Consider the following 22,100-nt stretch of genomic DNA (forward strand, 5'->3'; position numbering starts at 1 on the left):
GAAATAACCGAGAAAGATCATTTTAAACAACACGGTAGGATCAATGGCAGGACGCCCGTTGTCCGCACAATACAGCGGGCTTACCTTCTCATGAATAAAGGAGAAGTCTATATATGTATCCACTTTACGAAGCAGATGATCTTGCGGTACCAGTTCTTCCAGAGAAACCAATTCAAAAGATTGTTGTTTGTCTCGATGAGGTCGCAGCATATCAACACCGTCCGTTCTACAATAGTTACCTATATTATACAACATTAACGCGGTGTCGTCTTAAATAAAATGAACATAAAAAAAGCTATCGAGACTTTCTCGACAGCCTGAAGGCTCCTTAGGAGCCTTATTTACTTGTTGCTAAACATATTTAACGCGTTTCACCTTTGGTGCTATGCTTAGTTACATGAATAAAAGGATATTCACCTTTGCTTATTTTACGTTTCCACTCTTGTATCATGTCTTCTTGGGTAGGCGGTTTCTCATTCACGATTGCTCCTGTAGTTACTTTAGCCATGGTTTACCCTCTCTTGGTGGTTTTAGTTATTGCGTCTTTATCTTTTCTCCAGTCATTTTAATGTTACCATCCATTTCTACCAAACTCGTTTTACATTTTAACCCGATGGTATCTTTCGCGGTGACTTGTATTGTGTTACCCGCATTGAATACTAAGTTTCCATCAGCCTTAACACGTATGTCCTTTTTACTCCGCAGTTCAATTCCATGGTCATCCAGCAGTCGAATCACCACTTCATCGTCATTCCCCGTGATTAAAATTTCATTTTTCTCAAATATAATGGCTTTGCGGTACTTGGTCATAAAGATCTTCGTCGATGGGTCCTTAATAAAGTCGCCCCCTTTGGATCTTTTGCGGATCGAGTGAGTTACAATGGCGTCTTTTTCTTTAGCGGTTGGAAAGTAGATATCTACAAAGTCAAACAGCTCCGGCATGCAGTACCATCCCGTATTCCCTTCCGATGTATAAAATGTAGCCGTTGGAAAAGCGCAGGTTTCCTTGACGTTAGGCTTGACCTTGTCCATTTCATAAAAGAAAACATTCACATGGTCCTGCTCGATTCCAATAACCTTCGATTTTAACGAGATGCCACGAATACTCTCATTTACAATCAAATCCTGTTTCATTCCATCCGATGTGGTCAGCACATATTCATGCCACAAGACACTATGGCGTATAAACGCAACAGACTGCAGGACGTATAAGGTTTTCCCTTTGAATTTGACCTCTGCGCCAATATGCAGCAGAACATCTTTGGCCCCTGTCGTTTGTATTTTGTAATACAAAAGATTGTCGTCCTTGCTGGCCCCTGGCTTGGTTTTTCTGGTCATCGAGTAGTTATACTGTTTGAGCTCACCTTGGTTGACACCATCTGGTAATCCAAAATAAAACTGCGGTATGTCTCCAATCGGATCAGGTATCAGTCCCCAACCAATCCGAGACGCTATACGTTTTAAAAATGACCAGTCCGTTTCGTCGAATTGCATCGTAAATTCCTGTAGAAGCTGATCTTTTAAGCGGCTCGTACAATTCGCTTTGGGATATGATTTGAGTACATGTTCAAGTAATGCCTGCACCTTCATCTTCACATTTTGAAAGGATTGTCTATGAAGCACTTCATCCAGCTGACTTGTATAGGAGAGGGCCTCGACGACCAAATAGGCTACATTGGATACCATCTTGATTCTGAACTGCGTGACTAATCCCCTAAATAATACAATCTGCTTTTGATCATCATTCACATAAGAAACGACTAACTTCGCCCCTGCTTCCATATGATCTGTGTACTCTTCCATTTGGGCACCCGTTAACACACCTGTCAAAAAGACTTTCACATGCTCATTCATTTTCTGTACAACTTTAACTTTCGGATTTTTAAGAGATAAAACCGTTCCATTATACTTGATGATTGGATATCCCATGTTACCGCTCCCTTTTGTCGGTTAGTTTACGTTTATCCGTTGTTTGCTTACGTATTGAATGACATCTTTAATGGTTTGATTATGTCCCTGATCGTTGAGAGCATCATCTAATGCAGAGAGCGTGGTAAAGGTTTTATTTTTCTTTTGAAAATATATGTCTGCTATAGGGAATTGGTCAACTCTACCAGGTCCATGAATCCCGTTGTCAACATCGGCAATGATGATAACATCCTTCAATCCATCCTTATTGACATCCTTGAAGGCCACTGCTTCTACTCCTCCGTAACGTGCAACCCACTCACGGTTCCCGTAGAAATCCAGGAATGGATACAGAATATGTCCTTGGTCATCCAATAGGAAGAAAAAGAATTTACGAAAACCTTCCGCATACCCATATGTCGATACAAACCGTACTTTCCCAAAGCCTTCGAGAGTAGTTTGAAAAGACTGTGACTCTTCAATTTCATATTGGTCAGTATTCAACTTTTCACCGCCAACTGTGGAAACAGACTGATCCTCAACAGAACTTAACTCACTCCATAGTTCCTCATTCCGCCTAATATTCTCTGGAATTTGTGCAAAACGAATTTCATACTCCGCATGGTCCCCTACCACATGTGCCATAGGTACACTCATCCCCAACGAATCATTTGTGAGATAACTAAACGATTCCATTTCTGCTTCCGCAGGCGAACCTTTGGTTACATCCGCATTTGTTAACAATTGAATCAAATCATCTTTTGTGAAATCACCAATTAACCCTTGTTGCTCCGGCTGAACAGCTGTAATCTTCCCGCTTTTTATAAGCTCAATAAAAGATTTCTCGACCTTTACCAGATCCCTCAATTTTATTCTTGAAGCCTGCTTCATATCCAGGTTCGTCGTATAAAACATATGACTAGGATAGGCTGCGTCCTTCACATAACGAATACCCGTATATTGAACGCTCAAGAATCGTTCACTCTGTCGTTTGATCTCATAATCAATTTCGACATGGACTCCAGCATTGGAATCCGCATAGTTTTGTAATCCTTCTAAAGCATCAGTCTTAAGAATTTGGTTTAAAGATTTCTGCTTTGCAATATCCTTGAGTTTTATAATTTGAGGGTATTTAATCACCATCCCATTTTTTGAATATTCCTCTTGAATGAGTTCATAACTTTGCCGTTCACTATGAGTATTTGAGGCCATACTATATTCAGAATCAATACGGACTTCTCCACTTTTTGAGAACTCAATGATAATGTTCTGTTCAGAATCATCACTGCTTATTAAGAAACCATCGCCGTGGTCTAAAACCTCGATACCTATGCTATCATGTTGTCGACTCTCTAAAATAATGGGCTCATTCATATCCTTGTTCAATTCCCACGCATCCGGGAGCTTCATCTTACCTACATTTATGCCTTTCTCCGTCCACTTTTGTCCAGACAACTCCCACAAATCAACAAATACGGGGTCTGGATGATATATGGAGACATATCCCCCTAACCACAGCTGTATTCCCTTGTCTGAATCCCGAACCACGAAGTCTGTAGTCAATTCTGGCCCGCCATCCTCAATCATCTGGGCATGTACAAGTCGTTTCGTACTCCACCACTGAATAAATGTGTATTTATCTCCGATAGTACCTGTCACCGTTTTAGGTGCTCTGTAATTCACAACTCTAACGTTTAGCCGTCCACTCTTTAACTGAAACGATTTTGTTAAGATAGTGAGATTATTATCGAACTTTTCTACTAATTCTCCATCTTTCATCTCTACACTTTTAGGCTCGTTTAACAACAAATTAAGTTCCTGTGTGAAGTCCTGTAGCTTGTTTTGTCTGACATCAGAATTCATATTCTCATCGTTAATTATATGAAGTGTCTCTAGCAACGTATCCAACTTTTTAGAATAGGAAATCGTTTTGGCTTCATTTTGGAGAGAACGCGTATGATTTGTTGCTGCTTTTGAAGAATCATTTCCCTTCGTACATCCGTTCATTACTAAATAGGAAATTAGTAATAACAGCACGTAACAAATTCGCCCATGCCTCAAGAAACTCACGCTGGATATCACACTCTCTACAATTTATCGTTCATCTCTATACTCATAATCTTCCACTTGTCTGACTGCTTTTCTAACGTAAATACAAGTCCTTGGTTTGATTCCTCTTCTTCTGAGTTACTCTTTACCAAAAACGCCCGCTGATTAGCCTTATTAGCAATCTCTTTTATATTTAGATCTAATCCCGTATAGTCCATAGCGGAAAAATCTATAATATCTTCAAAATTATTTTTTAGACTTGCTGACAAAGCAGTGAATTCCTCCATTTCGGGCAAGTGTATCAAGAAGCGATTCATAAGATAATGATCTTCCAAATAATTTTGAATAATATCTTTAGGAACCATGGGGTATGCAAATTTTTTAGTTTCATTCTCATATAGTACTTTTGTTTTTTCTGGTCCGGTATTGTCGAATTTTTGATAAGTCATTATCGTATGTTGTTGAGTATCCTGAAAACGGTAGTAACTCACATCCTCAAAAACACCATCTTTATTAATGTCCTCTAGCTTCCTGCTCCCTTGCCCTGTTGCTTCTGGATAACTGTAATTAAGGTTATTAATTTGGTTATGGTCCAAAGCAAATATAGAGAAGCCTTCTGCCTCATTCACTTCGCTAGTTGAATATACTACGATAAATTTTTGTTCTGTTTGATCTAATTCCATAATTTTTATGTCTGTATTAAGATGCGCAACCATAACTGGGTCCTCTAATTTACCAATGATATGATAGCCAGCATCCTCACGGACTACAAATATGTTGTCATTTTCCTCTTTTTCTAATCCAAATGCGAGTACGTATTCCATCTTTCCATCAAGGTCCAAATCTGCTTTCAATATTTTCTGAAGGTGCTCATCCTTGGGTTGAATTTTCTTTATAAACTGATCTAATGTGTCAGAATCTGTAACCCGAGCACTACTTCTTTTATTTATCGGATTCACAATATTGCTATTTCGACCTTGTTCTTGAGCAGCAGACCCTGGTTCAGTCACAACTTTTTGCTCTATCACTTGAGTGCTATGTTTGGTGGAATCAACTGCTTTCCGCTTCTCATTCGTAGGCTTTTCAGAACATCCATTCAATAGCAGACTAAATAACAATATTAAAAATAGTATTTTATTTTGTTTTATAAAGTTGATTTCAAAAAACTCCTCTCTTACATTATTCATTGCACGTTTATACGTTGTTTGCTTACGTATTGAATGATATTTTGAAGCGTCCGATTGTGGCCTGTTTGATTGATACTCTTATCCAATTCAGGCAAGGTAGTGTATGTGTTGTCCTTTTTCTGAAAGTAGATCCCCGCGACAGGTAGCGTTTCTATTCCGTGTGCATTAACCCCGGTGATATAATCCGCAATTATGATAATATCCGTACGCCCGTCCTGATTTAAATCCTTAAAGCTTACTGCCTTGATCCTGTCGATCATCCTACCGTTGTTACCATAAAATTCGGGGAATTCGTATAGTATCTTATTTTCCACATATTTGTCACTGTTAACTTCCAAAAAAAACTTTGCGTGTATCAGATCATTTGTTTCCTCATCTTTTAATGTGGATATAAACTTTACTTCCCCCCATCCATTAAGAGTGGTGGTAAACGATTGTTCTTTTTGGATAGTATATGGTTCCAGATCAGGATCGGGCTGAGCATCTTCTTCTACATAATCAGCACTACGTTGCTGCTCCACGGATTTCTCCATGTTATATTCGATAAAAATATTATCTACTTTCTCTGTTTTAGTATCCCAATAAATATTCAAATGTAGGCCATTTTTGGAGTAAACCAGACTTCTATTTGTTATGATACTTGGTTGACCGTAAAGTTGTAGCACTTTACCAAGGGTATCACCAATCTTCAATCCTCTTTTGGTTTTAAACTTGGGATTTTCCAAGCTCACGGCTACTAGATAACTTTCACCATCAACTAGCTCCTCCCCTTCAAGTTCAATTTTAGATAAGACTACAAAATCAATTTCTGGATCTTCATAGTTAGGATAGGACAGACTCCATCTTCTATAGGTCCCATTCCCACTAACATATCCCCTGTTGTTAGCTTCAAACCCTTCACCGTAACCCCATTCATTAATAAGTTGTTTAATATCCGTATTTTTATCAATCTTGTGCGACCGATATGATACTGTGAAGTCCTCATCCTGAAGAGGGTCAGGATCAACTGATGCAACATTCCTGTTTTTTTCGACTTCTTCACCTCGATAACTCCTAGTGCTCTCTTGCTTAATTTTGACGGTAGCTGTTTTCCCACTGTTATAAGTTTTTATACTTGTAGAACTGCACGCTGTTAATCCCAAAATCATTACACACATTATAATGAAATAACAGTAAATTGGTCTGAACATTTCTTTTCCTCATTTCAAACTGTGAATTATCTTCTACCAACGATAGTCCACTCACCTGTATCATTTTTATCGCTATCGTTACCATTTTGGGTGGGTTTAAATGTAAAATTCGGAATCTTAATACCTTCGGATGCAGCTATCTTTTGCGTTACACTTTTATCTAGACTCAACAAATATTGTTCATAATTAGAAGCTTCATTTCCACTAAATATATTGTAGATTTTCTGTACATTATCACCCCAACGGTTATCGCTAGCGTATATGCCACATTCAACTTGCTTAGATTTCATTCTAATGATCGGCGTGAACCAATTGCAGTATTGAAATACGTTTCCTTTGCCTGTAATACCACTCAATTTATTGTTTTTCACTACAGCCTTTCTGAATTCCTGACCATAGTATATATATCCCAATATTTTACCAAATACTAAACTATTAGCTTTCATCAAATCTTTGGCATAATTTGTTTCAGCACCATGCTCACCATCCGCCGCTCGATTTGTACTACTAGTGTTAAAACTGCCAGTTCCTTCTTGAATAATAATTGCTAACAAAAAACGGGGATCAATCTGAATATCATACGTTTCTTGTATCTTTTTTGTAGCTTCCCACAAACTATGCAGCTTTTCCTGATTCCATTTCATTTTTTTGAGAGTTAATGAACGCCTCTTGAATGTTTTTTCAGCTTCAGAACTACCGTTATATTGGAATTCAGCAGGTATCCATTTTCCAGCCGGAGTCTTTACATTTGTGCTTGCAGGTTCATCCTTAAATTCGTTGGTAACCGGTTTTTCTAGTGATGCCTTATCAGTAGTATCGATCAAACCTAGCTTCTCGCGAATAGCTCGTCCCGCCTCCTCAGCAGCCAACCTTTCCCTGATATCTCCGCTTGCCTCCGCAGTCATCCAACGAACGGTTTCTTTTTGCATTTGCTCTTGAGCCCATTTGGGGAACGTAGCCATTTCACGTAATTTGCTTGGCAGCCCCTCTGCCAGCTTTTGCGCTTTGCGCATGCCGACCTCGTCGCCATTTGCTTGAGCAATATACCAATCTTCTTTATATTTACGCAGCCAAGATTGAGCCCAGTCGGGATAATTCAGTTTTTGTTTTTTCTGTTCTGCTGCAAGATCAAAAGCCTTTGCTTTCCTGTGCGCATTAGCGGTTGTTAAAGCTTTCAACATAGGTGTTGCACCAAACGTTGGTTCTTTCCACTTCATATGTCTTCTCCTTTGTTAGGAATGCTTAGAAGAATCGTATCTCCGACATACACGTATCGTGATATTTGCTTCCTTTCTCTACTGCCTCAATCGTTATTTTCACGGATGAGGTATGAATGGGGTTATCAAGAAATTGGTTGCTTAAAAAGTCATTATCTATCATCATGGTCTGCCCGTTTGAAAACTCCAGTTTCATTCGTTTAACTCTATTATTTGCTTGGAAAGCTTTGGATGACTTGGCTAAACCATTAATAAGTTCAAACCCCTTCAGTTCTTGCATAGAGCCGAAATCAATTTTGATCCACTCCCCGATCCCGTCTCCTTTAATGCCTTCACACCAGGCTGTACTCGCATCTCCGTCCATGATGTTTTGGGCAGCATAGGAATTTCCTGCTTGGTCTGGAAGTATAGAAGAAGCAATGATTTTCTGTGCCCTGATTTTCTTTCGATACTTCCTTAAATCCGTTGTTGTCTGTACCCATTGTGTAGGGGACACGTTATAGCCTATCCTGCGGAATATATTAGAGTATTTTATAAACAGACCTGTTTGAATATCTTGTTGTTGCATTTCACCCTTTGAATTCACATAAGCAACTCTTTGGTTATCCAAAGTTATAACAGGAGAGTCTGTGGCTTTCATTAGTATCCTCTTCTCTCCTGTTCTAATATTGAGCAAATACGTCTTATCAAGATCGTAAGAAGAGAGCAGTAAATTATCGTTATAAAGCCACTGTTCAATCTGTATTCCCTCTATCCCTAGCTTGATTTGTTGAATTTGCTTTTTCTTAGACAAGTCATAGATCAATACATTATGTTTACGATCTACAAGGGCAAATTGGTTACCGTCAGGTGAAAACACTGGAAGATTGAGATAGTGACCATCATTTAAACGCCCCAATGCTTCAGTTTTCTGTCCTCGGTTCATATAATAAAAACCGGCATCATCATCTGTGTAAACACATTTGCGTAAGTCAGGAGACATAACAGCGTAGTCCCTATTCGGCACCTTAAATTCATATAATTTCTTTGTGGTAGATAGATCAAAGATTTTGATCACTAAATAATTCAATTCGGTTGACTCTCTACATAAGGCAATACGCCTGCCATCATCCGAGAACCCAGCCAGATACAACTCATATTCAGGATACGTTTTACCTTCACTTGCATGTAATTCACCTATAATGTCATCTAAATCAATATAGGTATTACCTGTAGGATCATCCATGTCAGCTAAAAAATCCATAGGCATATTTCCATTTTCCGCTTCAAACAACAACCAATTTATGGGCCTTTTTGCTGGAGGAAGTTTCTTGGGCTGAGAGACAGCAGCATGAGTTTCATTCTGCTCCCGCGCTTTTTGGTCCCCATTCGATTGTATACACCCGCCTAGTATAGAAAAGATCAAGACGAGCAGCGCAATTTTATTTATCTGCATCATAGATTTTCCTCATTTTCTACAATTCATCACAATAACTTCAGCTCACCTATACATGTATTTGGGAAGTCCGCGCCTTTTTTCACTTCCAGGATGGTAATCTTAACGAAAGAAGTCCGTATAGGTTCATCAAATTTGAAACGTGCGTCACTGCCCTCAAACACTTCAGATTGCCCATTCGAAAAATCAAGTTTCATTTTTTTGATTTTACTTACGTCTAAATACTTATTATTAACCCACATGAAGTTATCGGTTATATCTATACCTCTCACCTCTTGAGTTGAACCCAAATCTATAGTTACCGTTTCCCCTACTCCGCCCCCCTTGGTCCCTTCACACCAAGAGGTTGAATAATTTCCATCCGTTAAATTGTCCACACTTAAAGAACGAATACCCTGATTAGGTAACGTAGAAGAGGCAGTAATTCTTTTCACTTTAACCTTGTTGCTATACTTCATATAATTGGTTTTTGCTTCGATCCACTGTATTGGAGCCGTGCGTATTCCTTGGTTTTTAGTAAAAGAGGATATATCCTCCTTTCTTCCATCGCTCAGATGAACCAGATACATTTTTGAAGCTTCGTATTCTGCGGACAGCGCCAATTTTTGATCAGGGGATAGTATAAATGGTGCCGTACTTTTAGTTATCCACCTTTTTTCTCCGCTCTCTATATCAAATGAATAGACAACATCTTTTGTGTAATTGTCGTCCTCTTCAGAAATTGTATAAATTAATTTATCTTCTTGATCCCATTGCAAAAGCGAAACCATAGACCCTGCAAGTAAACGTTTTGCTCCACTAATACCGGACAGATTCAGCATGATGATACCTGGTTGGTCATTTTCCTCAAAACAGAATCTAGTGCCATCTGGAGAAAATAATCCTGAACTAATGATACCTAAATCTATTTTACGTTTCCCAAGGTCTATTTTTGTCGTTTTCCTCTCTACTGCATCATATAAATACACTTGCCCATTCAACTCATAAAGATATTTACTTAAATCAGGAGAGACTACAGGGTAAGACGTTGAAGGCAGTTCAAACTCGGACTCTTTTTTTCCTGAGTTCAGATCATATACCTCAAGAATGTGTTTTTCGTCCCCTTCTTCCACATCAGAGATTGTCCTTACGATCGCCATTCGACTTCCATCATTTAACACTCTACTGACAGTTACTTGGGAGCCGCGATATTTTATTCGCTCTTCTTTAGTTTGCATCGCATCTACCAAGTCATCGATTCGTATATAGGTCTTCCCTGTAGGATCATCTAAATTGGTCAAAAATTGAGTCGGATATGGGTCTTCTTCTCCATTTAAAAGCCACCGTGCTTCTTTTTCAGTAACATTTCTATTATCTTGTGTGACCCTGTGTGATGATATTTCTTGGGGGTGAGGAGACGGGACAGCTTCCTCTCCTTTAAACCCACTACATGCTGATATAATGGCTACAAAACTAACAATCAGTATGATTTTTATAAAATTCACTTTCTTACCACTTCCTCTTCCGTTCTCAATTAAAGCCTACCTAGCTAAACGGGGCAGTACTTTTTTCTCCTGAGAGAATACCTTGGAATCAAATATTATTATGATGTTTAAGCTATTACTTACTTTCTTATTTATAATTGATTGAGCCATCATTTTGTATAATACGTCTAACTGCGATAACGTTTGAATATATAAGACCATAACCTTTTCCCCAATTTGTGTTTAATTTATCTATTGTTACATTATGAGATGGCTTGTGATCCTTTTTCATTTCGGCAAGATTTTCTGCTTGACCATGCTCGTGAATGAACTTTCCATCTCCCACATATATTCCTACATGATCTACTTTGAATTTGGTTTTCCCCCCACTCCCCCAATCAAATAAGATTAAGTCACCTAACTTCAGATTTTTATAATCTCCACTGGATCGCAAACTTTTGTAGTCAACCTCTGTCCCCCGAAGGATTTGATCTCCTGTATTACCGCCTATATGCACATTTAATATGGTCAAGTACACGGAGGAACTAAAATCAGAGCAGTCCATATATTCAGGAGGGTTGTTGGGATCAAGCTTCATCGTTCTGATTTTAGTATCCTTACAGTAAGGAATCTTGCCTAAAAACTTCTTAGCGAATTCCACAATTGCTTTCCTTTTCTCCTCGGCAGAACTGTTGGATGGTGTAGGCTTTGGTTCCTCCTTCGTTGGCTTTTCAGGAGTAGTCGACGGCTTCTTGCCCGGTTCCGTTTTCGTTGTTGTCGTCGTTGTTGGAACAGTCGGCGTTGTAGCCTTGCTAACCTTAGGCCATGGAAGGATGCCATTGGCTACTTGATGCAGGTACACCGCGAGCACATCACGACCATAGCCCTTATTCTCCAAACCGTATTTTTTCGCAAAGTCATGCAGTGCGGCGTTAAGCTCCTTATCCCAATCGCCTGTAGCTGGAAGCTTGTACGAGAAGCTGTCTGGATACTTCTTGGCAAGCTTGTTCAAATTCTCCCTGGCAAGCTGGCTGTTCACGCCATACTTACTTCGCAGAGCAGTTGCTTCCTTGGCTAAAGCCTTTTGATCAGCAACGGTCAGCTTATGGGCTGCATCTGAATATTGCCCGGACAGCTCCTCCAGCCGATTCGCATCCAGATAGGACTTGGCTGAATGCCCACGAATCAGCTCGTTGATTAGCACATTGTCACGCAGCTGGTTCGCGAGAAGATGCATCTGCTTTTGCTTGGCTTTATCGTTGGCTCCATGTGCTTCCCACCACTGGGACGTGTATTCGTGCATTTGCGCTCTGGCCCAGGCAGGCATACGATCTATTTCTGCCACCTGCTGACGCAATTGCTTGGCCTTGGCCGCTGCTTCCTTGGCCCCTTTTTTGTCCCCGGCTGCCACGGCCTTGTAGTAGTCCGTTTTATATTGAAGCAGCAAGCCCTGTACCCATTGCGGATATCCCTTCCCTTTCAATTCTTGAACTAGGGACTTATAGGCTTTCAGCTCTGCATCAGGCACCTGATTTTTCATGAGCTTACTAGCCTTGATATGAAGCGTTCCATCGGTTCGGATATAGCTGCTTTTGCACGTCAGAGATATTTCGCGAGTAGCGGTCATTTGTACCTTTTTGCCATGCAGCACCAAGTCTGTATCGGCGTGAAATATAAGATCGTGATGACTATAGACGTGAATACCGGAAGCTGGATTCAAGCGCACAAGTATCTTTTCTTTTTGGGTGGAAAGTGCCACTTCTTTGTCGTCGAATCTCGCCACTTTTTGAGTTTTGGTATGAAATAGCTTTCTTGACGGCTTGCTGATTTCATCTCCTTTGTAGTCTCTCTTACGCAGAGATTGGACTACACGAGCTTCCTTTTCATTGTTGGATGGAAAATACAAATGGACATGATCCCCTAGCTCAGGCATGCAATGCCAACCAATTCCATCCCCGGTATACATGGTGGGGTATGAAAACCAACACCCCTCAACTTTGGACTGCATAGAATCCACGGACAAGTGAAGTTTAACGGATTCGTTTTCACCATCTAAATCAATGACTTTCCCTTCAATAGAGGTACCTTTGATTAACGGGTTATGTATAAGCTCCCTCGGAATGCCTGCTCCCGGAACGAGAACGTAGCCATATGTCATAATGCCTTGCTTCATCTCTGCATGAATCTGATCAATAACCCAATGCTTTCGTTGAAACATGACGACATCTCCAAGTTCAAAACGCTTCGTATCCTCCACTTCAGCATATGTATACTGGGGACCTGACTTTGTTTTTTGGAGGGAAAAGTTAATGCTACGCAATTCACCTTTCACCTGTTCTTTTGAGGTACCTAACCATAGTCTCGGGAACACGGATGTAATCTCGGCAATGAGTCCAGTTTGCAGATGAGAGGCCATTCTTTTTAGAAACTCCCAATCACTCTCCTCATACTGAATAGTAAAGCCGCCCAGCTTTTGATCGCTGTCCGCCAGGTCAATAAAATCCCCATGTGGATAGGCATCTATAAGTTCGCGGAACAGTTGATAATACGTCAAGTTGCTGTTTTGAAACGAACGGTTTTTTCGTTGTTGATCCAATAAATATGTAAAAGACGCAGCCTCAAGGTACATGTGATATACGCCATTTTTGAATGCAATTCTAATATTGGTGACCATTCCTTTAAAGATGCTAACTGTCCCTCGGTCTTCATCCGTCTCATATACCTCTAGCACATCTTCATCGTAAGTTAGTCCATCATACTTTGCATGATCCTCATCCGGTATGAGAGCAGTGATGTACACCTTGCCGTGCTCATTTATCTTCTGTGTCAATTCAAAATCAAGTAGCCGGATAATTTCATACGGTGCATTCACTCTAATATTTCCATAAGTCAACATAGTTCCTGCCAGTCCCATCTTACTCCCCCCGTTTGCTTTTCACATGATGCAATTCCTACAATCTGTTAGCTATTCCTGCCCATCTGTCGTGAATGAAATTTTGCCGCACCACATGCATAAATTCGTCGAGCAGCTCATAAGAGCCGGAGATTGATCTACGTATACATCCTTTTTTCCATTCAACCAAGGCATAGAAATGCTCGGTTTGCAGGGCTGCGGAATGATTTTCCCGGAATCTCCTTTGTTAGCAGAAGAGACTGCAGGATTATGCATACTACGGCACATTCCGAATGCAGGGATATGCGTCTGTGGATGAAAATCCTCAATATTCCCCTGCAATTTATCGCCAATGCTAATTCCCCTGTTAGCTGAAACACTAAATCTTCCCGTATGACTTCCATAGCTACAATGTATCTGTGCCCCATCCACTACATAGCTCTCACTCATTCTTGGACTCTCCTTTGTATAGATGGCCCCTCTGTATCGACCTTTTGTAATTTCAAGCCTGCCAGATTGAACTTCAAAATACATTCAGCCACATCAAGATCTACAATGATATGATGATCGTCATCCTGAACCTTGAATATTTTATGATTCTCCACTGCATATTCATCTAGAATGATTTTCTTCAGTGTACCGTCCCTATGATATTCACTACGTGGTGATAAACACATCAGGCTAGGCGGATTTGCCAGCCAATACCTTGTTTGCTGCATTCGCTGCATATCGGCAAAAACAACCAACTTCCAGCTTAATCCGGATTGATATATATCAAAGATTTCCTTTAGTTGTTCCGAAACGATGGATACCGGATGCTCTATAAAATCAATATAGTCCGCATCACCTGATACATAAAATTGTAAAATAGATTCTTCATCGGCACATGATGAGCCTTCTGCCCATTCCAACAACTGCCTGCGATTTGTCTCTACTGGATACATATACTCCGTAATACGATTATCCTGTTGAATCATGTAGTACTCCATAAGCTGTTGAATACACCACCTCACTGATTCCTTTATACTCCCCTATTCTTACTTCCAAATCGCCCTCACATTTCAAGGCCTTGAATTCAGGTAAATGTACAGCTTGCTGAATAGCACCCTTCGCTAATTTCAGAATATATTGATGGAATTCCCCTGTAGCCTGGAGTACAAATCGCTCCACATCAGGCTGAAAAATCTTATTCATATAGGGTTTTCGAAGCTGATTCAATTCATCCTCCAATTCTGCTAAAAAGCGGAATGCCCAGCCTGCATCATAGATTCCATAACAAGGTTGAGGATCAAAGAACCAATTTTTATCATAGGCTTCGACGACATAGTTATAGTTACGGTCCATCAGATACGTGCGCCTCATAGAATAAGTAATGTATCCGATCCTCGTCTTGGCCACTTCTGCGGAATTGGCTTGTAGGCAGATCGATTGAAAGGATTGAATAAAAGAAGAGATGAGCTCATCTTTTCTTTGTTCATACAAAGACGCTGCCTGATGTAATTTCTGGTTCAATACATCTTCTGCATAGGTCTTAAGGAAGTGTTGTAGGGCTTCCTGTCTATTCATAATTCCACCTCTGAACCTATTATATAGAATATTTACATGATATTACTGGTTCTATCCTCCTATTTTATTACACAATTTTCATATCATGAGATTACATATGAATTTATGAAAACAGAATGAAAATAATCATATTTTTTCGTGAATGTGTAATAATATATGCGAAAATTCTCCAAGAAAGGCCAGCATTAGACCTAAGAAATGAAGGTTTGTGCAAGCGAATAGGTAAATCGAAGTAGAAGACTCAGGTTTATAATGAAATAATCATGTATAATTAATGATACGCTCCAAAAACACATTCAGAGGATCGGGAATGGGATACACAAACTGCTAAAGTTTTTGGATAACCACCACTTTGCATCAGGATTGGAGATACATGACTACTTCACCTACAGGTTTTTATAATAGTATTCAAGAGGCTACCGCGCATGTCATTGATGTGTTGAGTGATATTTTGCATGTAAATACCATTTTTATTGCCGCTAATGATGGGATTACGAATGTAATCGTTGATTCATTTAACCGGGAAGAGATACTCGTTAAGAAAGGGGATGTGCTCCCTTTTGAGCTTAGCTATTGCAGTCTGGTGTTGGACCATCCTGCGGATCACCTCACGATTTCAGAAACGACTATTCACCCGCACACATGTGATTTAGATGTGACTAAAACCATGGGAAACCACTCATTTACAGGAATCCCCATTCGCATGAAAAATGGACAGGCTTACGGAACCATTTGTATCTTGGACGCGCCATCTGTACATTTGACAGAATCCGAATTGAAGGCCCTACAGGCTATGGCTGTATTTCTGGGTTATGTGGTGGAACTGGAGAAAGAAAAGATAGATGCTGAGATCTCTGCCCTGAGCAAGCTGGATTTGATCTCTTCCCTGAGTAATAAAATTCGGTTTTCGCTAACCGAAATATGGGGAGCCACCGACCTCATGCTGACGACGGAGTTAACAGAGGAACAACAGCAATATATGAGCATCATGGAGTCGAGCAGTCGCTCGCTTATGACGTTGTTGAGTAATATTTTGGATTACAGCAATATAGAGTCCAGACAGATCGATGATATTGAAGATCCGTTTGATCTGAGAACGATGATGGAAAATGTATTGAGTCTGTATACAGAGGTAGCAGCGCGACGGAATCTAGAGTTGAAGCTCGACTGGAATCTCACCAGCTCGCCTATTTTTATCGGGGATGAGGCTAAAATTCGCCGTATGCTGATTAATTTGGTAGATAATGCAGTAAAGTTTACAAGCACAGGAGCTGTCATCTTATCTGCAACCGCCCAATCCGTGACCGATGCACCTGAAGTTGAACTGGAATTAAAGGTGAAGGATACTGGGATCGGTATATCTCCTAACAAACTGAAATTGTGGCTTGAGCATGACCGTGGGAACTCCCCCTCATATGGCAATCCAGGATTGGGTTGGCAGATTACCAAACATCTATTAAAACGAATGAATGGTAAAATGACTGGGATCAGTGAACCTGGTAGCGGGACAGAAATAACGCTCCAGTTCACTCTGAAAACATATCAGGAGTCAGCATGAAATAGAAACTAGCTTGTGATAATTATAGGACACATCATGTAATAGAAGCCCGTGACGCATAACGTCACGGGCTTTATGTTATGAGTACGTGTCACTAGGCAATATTATCACCCTATGCCGCACGTTTGTGCATAGTCAGACTTAGTAACGTTTGGGAGCAGCCAGCTTGGCCAAATCCGCCATATACGTAAAAAAGGCTTCTGGATCTGTATCGTATACCAGGTTCACAGGGCGTCCCTCTGCCTGTTCCACCGTTCTGCCCTGACTCGGGCCTTCTGCGATAACGCTGCAATGCACCGTCTTTTTCTTGACAATGTCCGGGCGTCCTACGGATGCAGTGGTCAGTACATCCCACAAGTAGTAGGTTGAGTTCGTTTCGCTATAGACGAGCGGCGGACATCCTGCATAGCAATTACCCAAGAAATCCACGCCTTCATATCGGCGCTCGGCAGCCCAACGATTGCGTACTGCTGGAGTTAATGGCACTTTGCTTGTGCTTTCCAGCGCTACCAGATCAATCGTGATACCGCTTTGCCACACCCGATATGCTGCTTCTGGGTCCCAGAACACATTCCACTCTGCTGTGCCGTCATGCTCCGGCTCCTCCACATTCCCTTTTTCAAAGGTGCCGCCCATCCATACCAGCTTTTCAATCTTTGCTTCAATATCCGGTGCTTCATCCAGCGCTCGCGCCAGATCGGTTAGCGGTCCAGTGAATAGCAACAGCGTCTTACCTTCAGCTCCGCGTACCTTTTCGATCAGATGCTGATGAGCTGGCAGGGATGAAAGCGGTGCTTCCATGCGCCCCGATTCATTCAGTACCGGTAATGCATCTACATAGAAGGAATGTAAACGCCAAGCAGCAGGAAACGGATTTTTACCGCGTGAATTAGACTTTGCGACTTCCACAGGCCCTTTATTTTGTCCAAAACGATCAATAATTTTGCGGCTGGCATCCGTCGCAGGCTCTAGGTAACCATCTGCTGGAATCACCGATACTCCGGTCAAATGAACCTGTTCCATCTGAAGCAACATAAACAGGGATACTAGATCATCCACTCCACCATCATGATTAAAATAAACGTTTGTCTGACTCATCTGTCTCTTCCTTCCTTTATCCCCGTAAAACAGGCTTGTTCTTATCGGCAACCACCCTTCATTATGCCTGATCGCTTCACAGGAGTAAATGTGCGATAGTGTGTGGATCAGGGATTTTTTGCTTACTCCATGCTTAAGATAGGTAGAAATGTGTGTAATAACAGGGTAGAAGCACGGGTCCTAATCGGAAGCGTAGGAAGGAGAGTTTCATATGACAGTCCATACAATAGAAGAGTTGGAGCAGATCCGTAGAGAGTGTAAATCCATGGTGACGAAAAGGGCTGCGGCTTCTGGTGGAGCGGTATTAGTTCCAGTTCCAGGGGCTGACGTTCTTGCTGATGTCGGCATTTTGATGCAGCTACTGCCAGCCATTAATGGAAAATTCGGATTATCTGAGAAGCAGCTGGAAGGTCTGGACGCAGAAACAAAATCCATGGTGTATGGTTTTATCACCTCAATTGGTAGCAAGCTGATCGGGCGACTCATCACCCGTGAAGTTATCGTGCAGATTTTGCAAAAAATGGGCATTCGGATCGCTACCAAGCAGGTTAGCAAGTTTGTCCCCCTTCTGGGGCAAGGGCTAGCCGCGGCAATTGGCTTCACTGCCATGCGAACCATTGGTAATCGGCATGTCGATCAATGTTATGAAGTAGCCAAACGCTTGCTGGAGCAGCGAACTGCCGCAGATACCGCGCGCAACTGGACAGTTCCACAGCAGCCTCTCGAGCCTGTGGGAGTGGATCATTTGCCAAACCGGGACCCGGGAGCAGCGATTCCACTACTGCCGGCACCCCCTAAAGATTAAGTTCTTCACATTCGAGTCAACCATCCATTTCACCTGCACGGGGTACTGCAGATCGAGACGGGTCCTGTACCCCGTGCTTTTTAGCCTTCCACCTTGGCTCCATAGGAGCGGGCCACCGCTACTGCCTGCTCGATATCCAACTTGGCTCCGGTGATGTCCAGATCTTTAAAATTCACGCCATCCATCTTCGCACCGCGCAGGTCTGTTCCTTGAAGATGGGCTTTGTGCAGTCTTACCCGGGTAAGATCCGCCTCCCGCAAATCTGCTTTTTCCAAATTGCATTCGGATAAGTCGGCTTCCTTGAATCGTATTTTTCGCAAATCTTGTTTTCTTAAATCTGCATGACGCAAATTCGTATAAGACCAGTCTCCGCCCGTAATTGTGATACCATCCATATTCGCCCCCGCAAAATCTGAACCTACCAGCTTGCAGTTTTCAAACCGGACTACAAACAAATTGGCGCTGGTGAACAAACAATTGGTAAAAGCCGACTCCTTGTAGTGAGATGCATTCAGAATGGCTCCGGTAAAATCACAGTCCACAAAAGTACAGCCTTCCACGAGAGACTCATTCATCTCCACACCCCGAAAGCGACAGCGGGTAAACTCGCAATTTCTCCACTCGCCTTCTCTGGCATCCATTGAGCCAAAATCACGGGCTTCATAGACCTCATCTGTATAAAAGAACATGTTCTCTCTCCTATTCCTTACTCCCTATATTAGGAATTCAGCATTTCGGCAAGGACCGCTCAAAACCGCCCTTCATTTTTCCCAGTAAACCCTTCATCATCTTATGGTCCTGCGGCGTAAACTCAGACATACACGACCGAATCAACTTCGTATAATAAGGGACTATCTTACTTAACAGCTCTCGTCCTGCCTCTTTTAATCCGACAGTCACCATCCGTCCGTCACTCTCATGAGCCACACGTTCAATCATGCCATCTCGCTCTAATCCGTCGATCAGCCCCGTCATGGTTCCACGCGTCACATCAGCTTTTTCCGCCAACTCTGATGGTGTCATGCGATGCGGCGAATGGCAATGCAACAGGCTAAGAACAATAATCCGACCCTGAGAAGCCCCCAACTTGCTAAAATCCGTATCCATTTCTCTGAAAATACCATTAGCCAAGCGCGCAAATGTCACAAAAGTCTCTATATTATCCACTTCGGCATCTTCATGTCCAAAGCTACGCAGCACCCCGCGTATGGAGTCATTATGAAAATTAAAGTTCATAGTCTATCCATTCCTTCCTTAATCCCGCTTGTTCCGTCAGACGGTAGCTTTTCCATTCGTCAGGCAGCAAAGAAGCATATGGTTCCTTGGCAAAACGATCATCTACCAGGATCAGCAATCCTTCGTCGTGCTCTGTGCGAATAAGTCTGCCACCTGCCTGAAGAACCTTGTTCATTCCCGGATATACATACGCATAGTTGAAACCATTCCGTCCCTGTTCCGAAAAATAATTCCGCAGCACATCCCGCTCTGCTCCAATTTGCGGCAAGCCGACGCCGACGACCACTACCCCATTTAAGCGATCCCCAGGTAAATCGACACCTTCAGCAAACACACCACCCAATACGGCAAAGCCAAGCAAGGTGTGCTCTTGCCCAGGCTGGAAGGCCTCTAGGAATTGATCCCGCTCTGGTTCGGTCATCCCCGGACTTTGTACCAACGTATTTGCGGACACGTCCCGAAGCATGAATTCCTCATACACCTCACGCAGATATGGATAGGACGGGAAAAACACAAGGATATTTCCTTTCCGTTCCACAACCAATGCAGCCAGCATATCCGCAATCGCCCCTTTGGAACGCTCACGATCCCGATAACGGATGGAGAGCGGTAGCAGACGTACATCCCACTGCTCCTGATGGAAGGGCGAAGGAACCTGTAACGTATAATCTTCCTCGTTTGCTCCGAGCATGTCCCGGTAATAAGCAAGCGGTGTCAACGTCGCGGAAAAATAAATGGCTGAGCGGTAGCCTTTAATAGCTTGTCCCAGCAAGTGAGAAGGATCAAGGCAGAACAGCTTGACCCTCACTTCACTGCGTCCTGCTTCCACATAAGTAACGTACCGTTCATCATATAAAGCTGCAATTCGCAGCATATTCTGAGCGGTAAAATACGTATCTAGAAGCAATGCATAAGCCGTACCCTCACCGCTTGCATGGCTTGTACTGCCCCCCGTTACCAGTTCACGTTCAGCTGCTTCCACAAAAGGCACCAACAGCTCCAGTACCTCTTGCGGTGCTGCTGTCTCTACTGCTTTTCCTGTATCTGCATATTGCTTGCGCAGCGTAATCATATGTGCGTTCACTGCACTCGCAGCCGCAGCAATCTCTGGGCTTAGCAACTTAAATTCCCGTTTCAGTTCCAAAAAAGAAGATTTCAAAATTTCCGCCGAAAACATGTCCCGGCCACGTTCTACCAGATTATGCGCCTCATCCACCAGTACGACACCTTTTCGCTTGTGCTCCTCCAGCAATCTTTTCAAAGAAATCCGTGGATCGAAAACATAATTATAATCACTGATTATACCATCCGAGGCATACGCCACATCCAGCGAAAATTCAAAGGGACAGACCTTATGCTTGCGCGCATAATGCTCAATCACCGCCCGGGTCATTAACGTCTCATTCGCCAAAATATCGGATACCGCACCGTTGATCCGGTCGTAATAGCCCTCGCACATGCTGCATGATCCAGCATCACAATCATTTTCATCCTTGAAGCAAATTTTATCCTTCGCAGTCAAAGTCACCACATGCATGTGCAGCCCTTGGGCCTGCATTCTGGCACAAGCTTCTTCGGCTGCTGCCCGAGTGGTGGTACGAGCCGTCACATAATATACTCGTCTCACCAACCCTTCGCCGATCGCCTTAATCGCAGGAAACAAGGTGGATACCGTTTTACCAATACCTGTAGGTGCTTTGGCAAACAGGTTAACCCCTTCGGTAATTGACTTGTACACCGAACCCGCGAGAATTCGCTGACCCGAACGATACGTGTCAAAGGGAAAGTTCAACTTAACAATGCTGGCATCCCGCTTTTCCGCATGTGCTCTCAGCAGAAATGCATACGGAGCATAATCAGCAATCATCTCCTGTGCAAAAGCTTCTAGCTCAGTAAAGGATAGTTCCCGTCTGAATCGGCGAATGTCTTCACTGTGTGCCTGTACATAAGTAAGCTGGACCTGCATCGAATGATGTTGTTCCTCACGAGCAATCATATAGGCATACAGAAATGCTTGTGCCCAGTGTACAGTTTGGCCGTCACCCTGAATATCTTCGAGGGGCAAAGAGGTCGATTTAATTTCATCGACCGTCCATACGCCATCCAGCTCAATTAGTCCGTCACAACGGCCTTCAATGATAAACAATTCGTCCTTATACGGAATTTCTGTACGTAAATGTACCTCTTTGCGGTCATGCTCCTTGTAACCTTTCTGGATAACCTGATGCACGCGAGTTCCTTCGAGCATACTGCTATTCGATCGAAAGCCGCTATGAATGCTGCCGCTCCGATGCACATATTCCACAAGTGGACGCACCGATATGTGAATTGGTTCCTTCATACGATCACCCGTTCCGGTCATAGTCCTTTCACTGTACCACGTAGATAAACGAAACGTAAGGGACATAAGAATCGTTTGTATTCAATTGGTATTCACTCATGCCTACTTTTTACCGAAATATAGAAACGAGGCCTTTTGCTTTATTCTCCACGAT

At 42.3% G+C, this 22,100-nt stretch carries 18 protein-coding genes and 1 pseudogene; 2 read left to right on the forward strand and 17 right to left on the reverse strand.

Annotated elements, in window-relative coordinates:
* From ACUYLD_RS12525 to ACUYLD_RS12585, 13 genes and pseudogenes are all read right to left on the reverse strand, one after another.
* A pseudogene (locus ACUYLD_RS12525) lies at positions 1-210 on the reverse strand (IS5/IS1182 family transposase); the annotation flags it as partial.
* Between the two features lie 151 nt (positions 211-361).
* A complete protein-coding gene (locus ACUYLD_RS12530) occupies positions 362-508 on the reverse strand; it encodes a hypothetical protein (RefSeq protein WP_446675194.1) in 147 nt (48 codons plus the stop codon).
* Positions 509-534: 26 nt separating this feature from the next.
* Entirely contained in the window at positions 535-1,929 is a 1,395-nt protein-coding gene (locus ACUYLD_RS12535; RefSeq protein ID WP_446675195.1) for a hypothetical protein, read from the reverse strand.
* A gap of 21 nt (positions 1,930-1,950) precedes the next feature.
* The gene (locus tag ACUYLD_RS12540) at positions 1,951-3,915 is read right to left on the reverse strand and encodes a DUF4163 domain-containing protein (RefSeq protein WP_446675330.1); all 1,965 of its coding nucleotides are present in this window, start codon (positions 3,913-3,915) and stop codon (positions 1,951-1,953) included.
* Between the two features lie 80 nt (positions 3,916-3,995).
* Positions 3,996-5,144, reverse strand: coding sequence for a hypothetical protein (locus ACUYLD_RS12545; RefSeq protein ID WP_446675196.1), 1,149 nt, complete (start codon positions 5,142-5,144; stop codon positions 3,996-3,998).
* Positions 5,141-6,334 (reverse strand): hypothetical protein, encoded by a 1,194-nt coding sequence (locus ACUYLD_RS12550; protein ID WP_446675197.1) that lies wholly within the window; start codon positions 6,332-6,334, stop codon positions 5,141-5,143. Before ACUYLD_RS12550 ends, ACUYLD_RS12545 begins: the two co-directional genes overlap by 4 nt.
* Before the next feature lie 26 nt (positions 6,335-6,360).
* Positions 6,361-7,551 (reverse strand): hypothetical protein, encoded by a 1,191-nt coding sequence (locus ACUYLD_RS12555; protein ID WP_322158905.1) that lies wholly within the window; start codon positions 7,549-7,551, stop codon positions 6,361-6,363.
* Between the two features lie 25 nt (positions 7,552-7,576).
* The gene (locus ACUYLD_RS12560; protein ID WP_322158906.1) at positions 7,577-8,989 is read right to left on the reverse strand and encodes an NADase-type glycan-binding domain-containing protein; all 1,413 of its coding nucleotides are present in this window, start codon (positions 8,987-8,989) and stop codon (positions 7,577-7,579) included.
* A gap of 26 nt (positions 8,990-9,015) precedes the next feature.
* Positions 9,016-10,470: an NADase-type glycan-binding domain-containing protein gene (locus ACUYLD_RS12565; RefSeq protein ID WP_322171953.1), complete on the reverse strand. Its 1,455-nt coding sequence runs from the start codon at positions 10,468-10,470 to the stop codon at positions 9,016-9,018.
* 127 nt (positions 10,471-10,597) lie between these two features.
* Positions 10,598-13,363 carry an NlpC/P60 family protein gene (locus ACUYLD_RS12570; protein ID WP_446675198.1) on the reverse strand — a complete coding sequence of 922 codons (2,766 nt, stop codon included), beginning with the start codon at positions 13,361-13,363 and terminating at the stop codon, positions 10,598-10,600.
* Positions 13,364-13,414: 51 nt separating this feature from the next.
* The gene (locus ACUYLD_RS12575; RefSeq protein ID WP_446675199.1) at positions 13,415-13,792 is read right to left on the reverse strand and encodes a DUF4280 domain-containing protein; all 378 of its coding nucleotides are present in this window, start codon (positions 13,790-13,792) and stop codon (positions 13,415-13,417) included.
* Positions 13,789-14,319, reverse strand: coding sequence for a hypothetical protein (locus tag ACUYLD_RS12580; protein ID WP_254349935.1), 531 nt, complete (start codon positions 14,317-14,319; stop codon positions 13,789-13,791). The genes ACUYLD_RS12575 and ACUYLD_RS12580 overlap by 4 nt, the downstream gene beginning before the upstream one ends.
* Entirely contained in the window at positions 14,303-14,908 is a 606-nt protein-coding gene (locus ACUYLD_RS12585) for a hypothetical protein (RefSeq protein WP_446675200.1), read from the reverse strand. Before ACUYLD_RS12585 ends, ACUYLD_RS12580 begins: the two co-directional genes overlap by 17 nt.
* A gap of 373 nt (positions 14,909-15,281) precedes the next feature.
* Between ACUYLD_RS12585 and ACUYLD_RS12590 the strand changes: the two genes are divergently transcribed.
* Positions 15,282-16,466 carry a sensor histidine kinase gene (locus tag ACUYLD_RS12590; protein WP_446675201.1) on the forward strand — a complete coding sequence of 395 codons (1,185 nt, stop codon included), beginning with the start codon at positions 15,282-15,284 and terminating at the stop codon, positions 16,464-16,466.
* A gap of 141 nt (positions 16,467-16,607) precedes the next feature.
* On the opposite strand, the gene ACUYLD_RS12595 is transcribed toward ACUYLD_RS12590, so the two are convergent.
* A complete protein-coding gene (locus ACUYLD_RS12595) occupies positions 16,608-17,564 on the reverse strand; it encodes a nucleoside hydrolase (protein ID WP_061830535.1) in 957 nt (318 codons plus the stop codon).
* Between the two features lie 211 nt (positions 17,565-17,775).
* On the opposite strand from ACUYLD_RS12595, the gene ACUYLD_RS12600 reads away from it, so the two are divergent.
* Positions 17,776-18,369, forward strand: coding sequence for a hypothetical protein (locus ACUYLD_RS12600; RefSeq protein ID WP_446675202.1), 594 nt, complete (start codon positions 17,776-17,778; stop codon positions 18,367-18,369).
* Positions 18,370-18,449: 80 nt separating this feature from the next.
* Here ACUYLD_RS12600 and ACUYLD_RS12605 read toward each other — a convergent pair whose 3' ends face one another.
* The 3 genes from ACUYLD_RS12605 to ACUYLD_RS12615 are packed head-to-tail and all read right to left on the reverse strand — an operon-like array spanning position 18,450 to position 21,967.
* Complete coding sequence (locus tag ACUYLD_RS12605; protein ID WP_250260168.1) at positions 18,450-19,058, reverse strand: pentapeptide repeat-containing protein; 609 nt, start codon at positions 19,056-19,058, stop codon at positions 18,450-18,452.
* A 37-nt stretch (positions 19,059-19,095) separates the two neighbouring features.
* A complete protein-coding gene (locus ACUYLD_RS12610; RefSeq protein ID WP_013312480.1) occupies positions 19,096-19,605 on the reverse strand; it encodes a MarR family winged helix-turn-helix transcriptional regulator in 510 nt (169 codons plus the stop codon).
* Positions 19,595-21,967 (reverse strand): helicase C-terminal domain-containing protein, encoded by a 2,373-nt coding sequence (locus ACUYLD_RS12615; RefSeq protein WP_446675203.1) that lies wholly within the window; start codon positions 21,965-21,967, stop codon positions 19,595-19,597. The genes ACUYLD_RS12610 and ACUYLD_RS12615 overlap by 11 nt, the downstream gene beginning before the upstream one ends.
* Positions 21,968-22,100 lie beyond the last annotated feature (133 nt).

The organism is Paenibacillus sp. SER-28 (assembly GCF_052906305.1).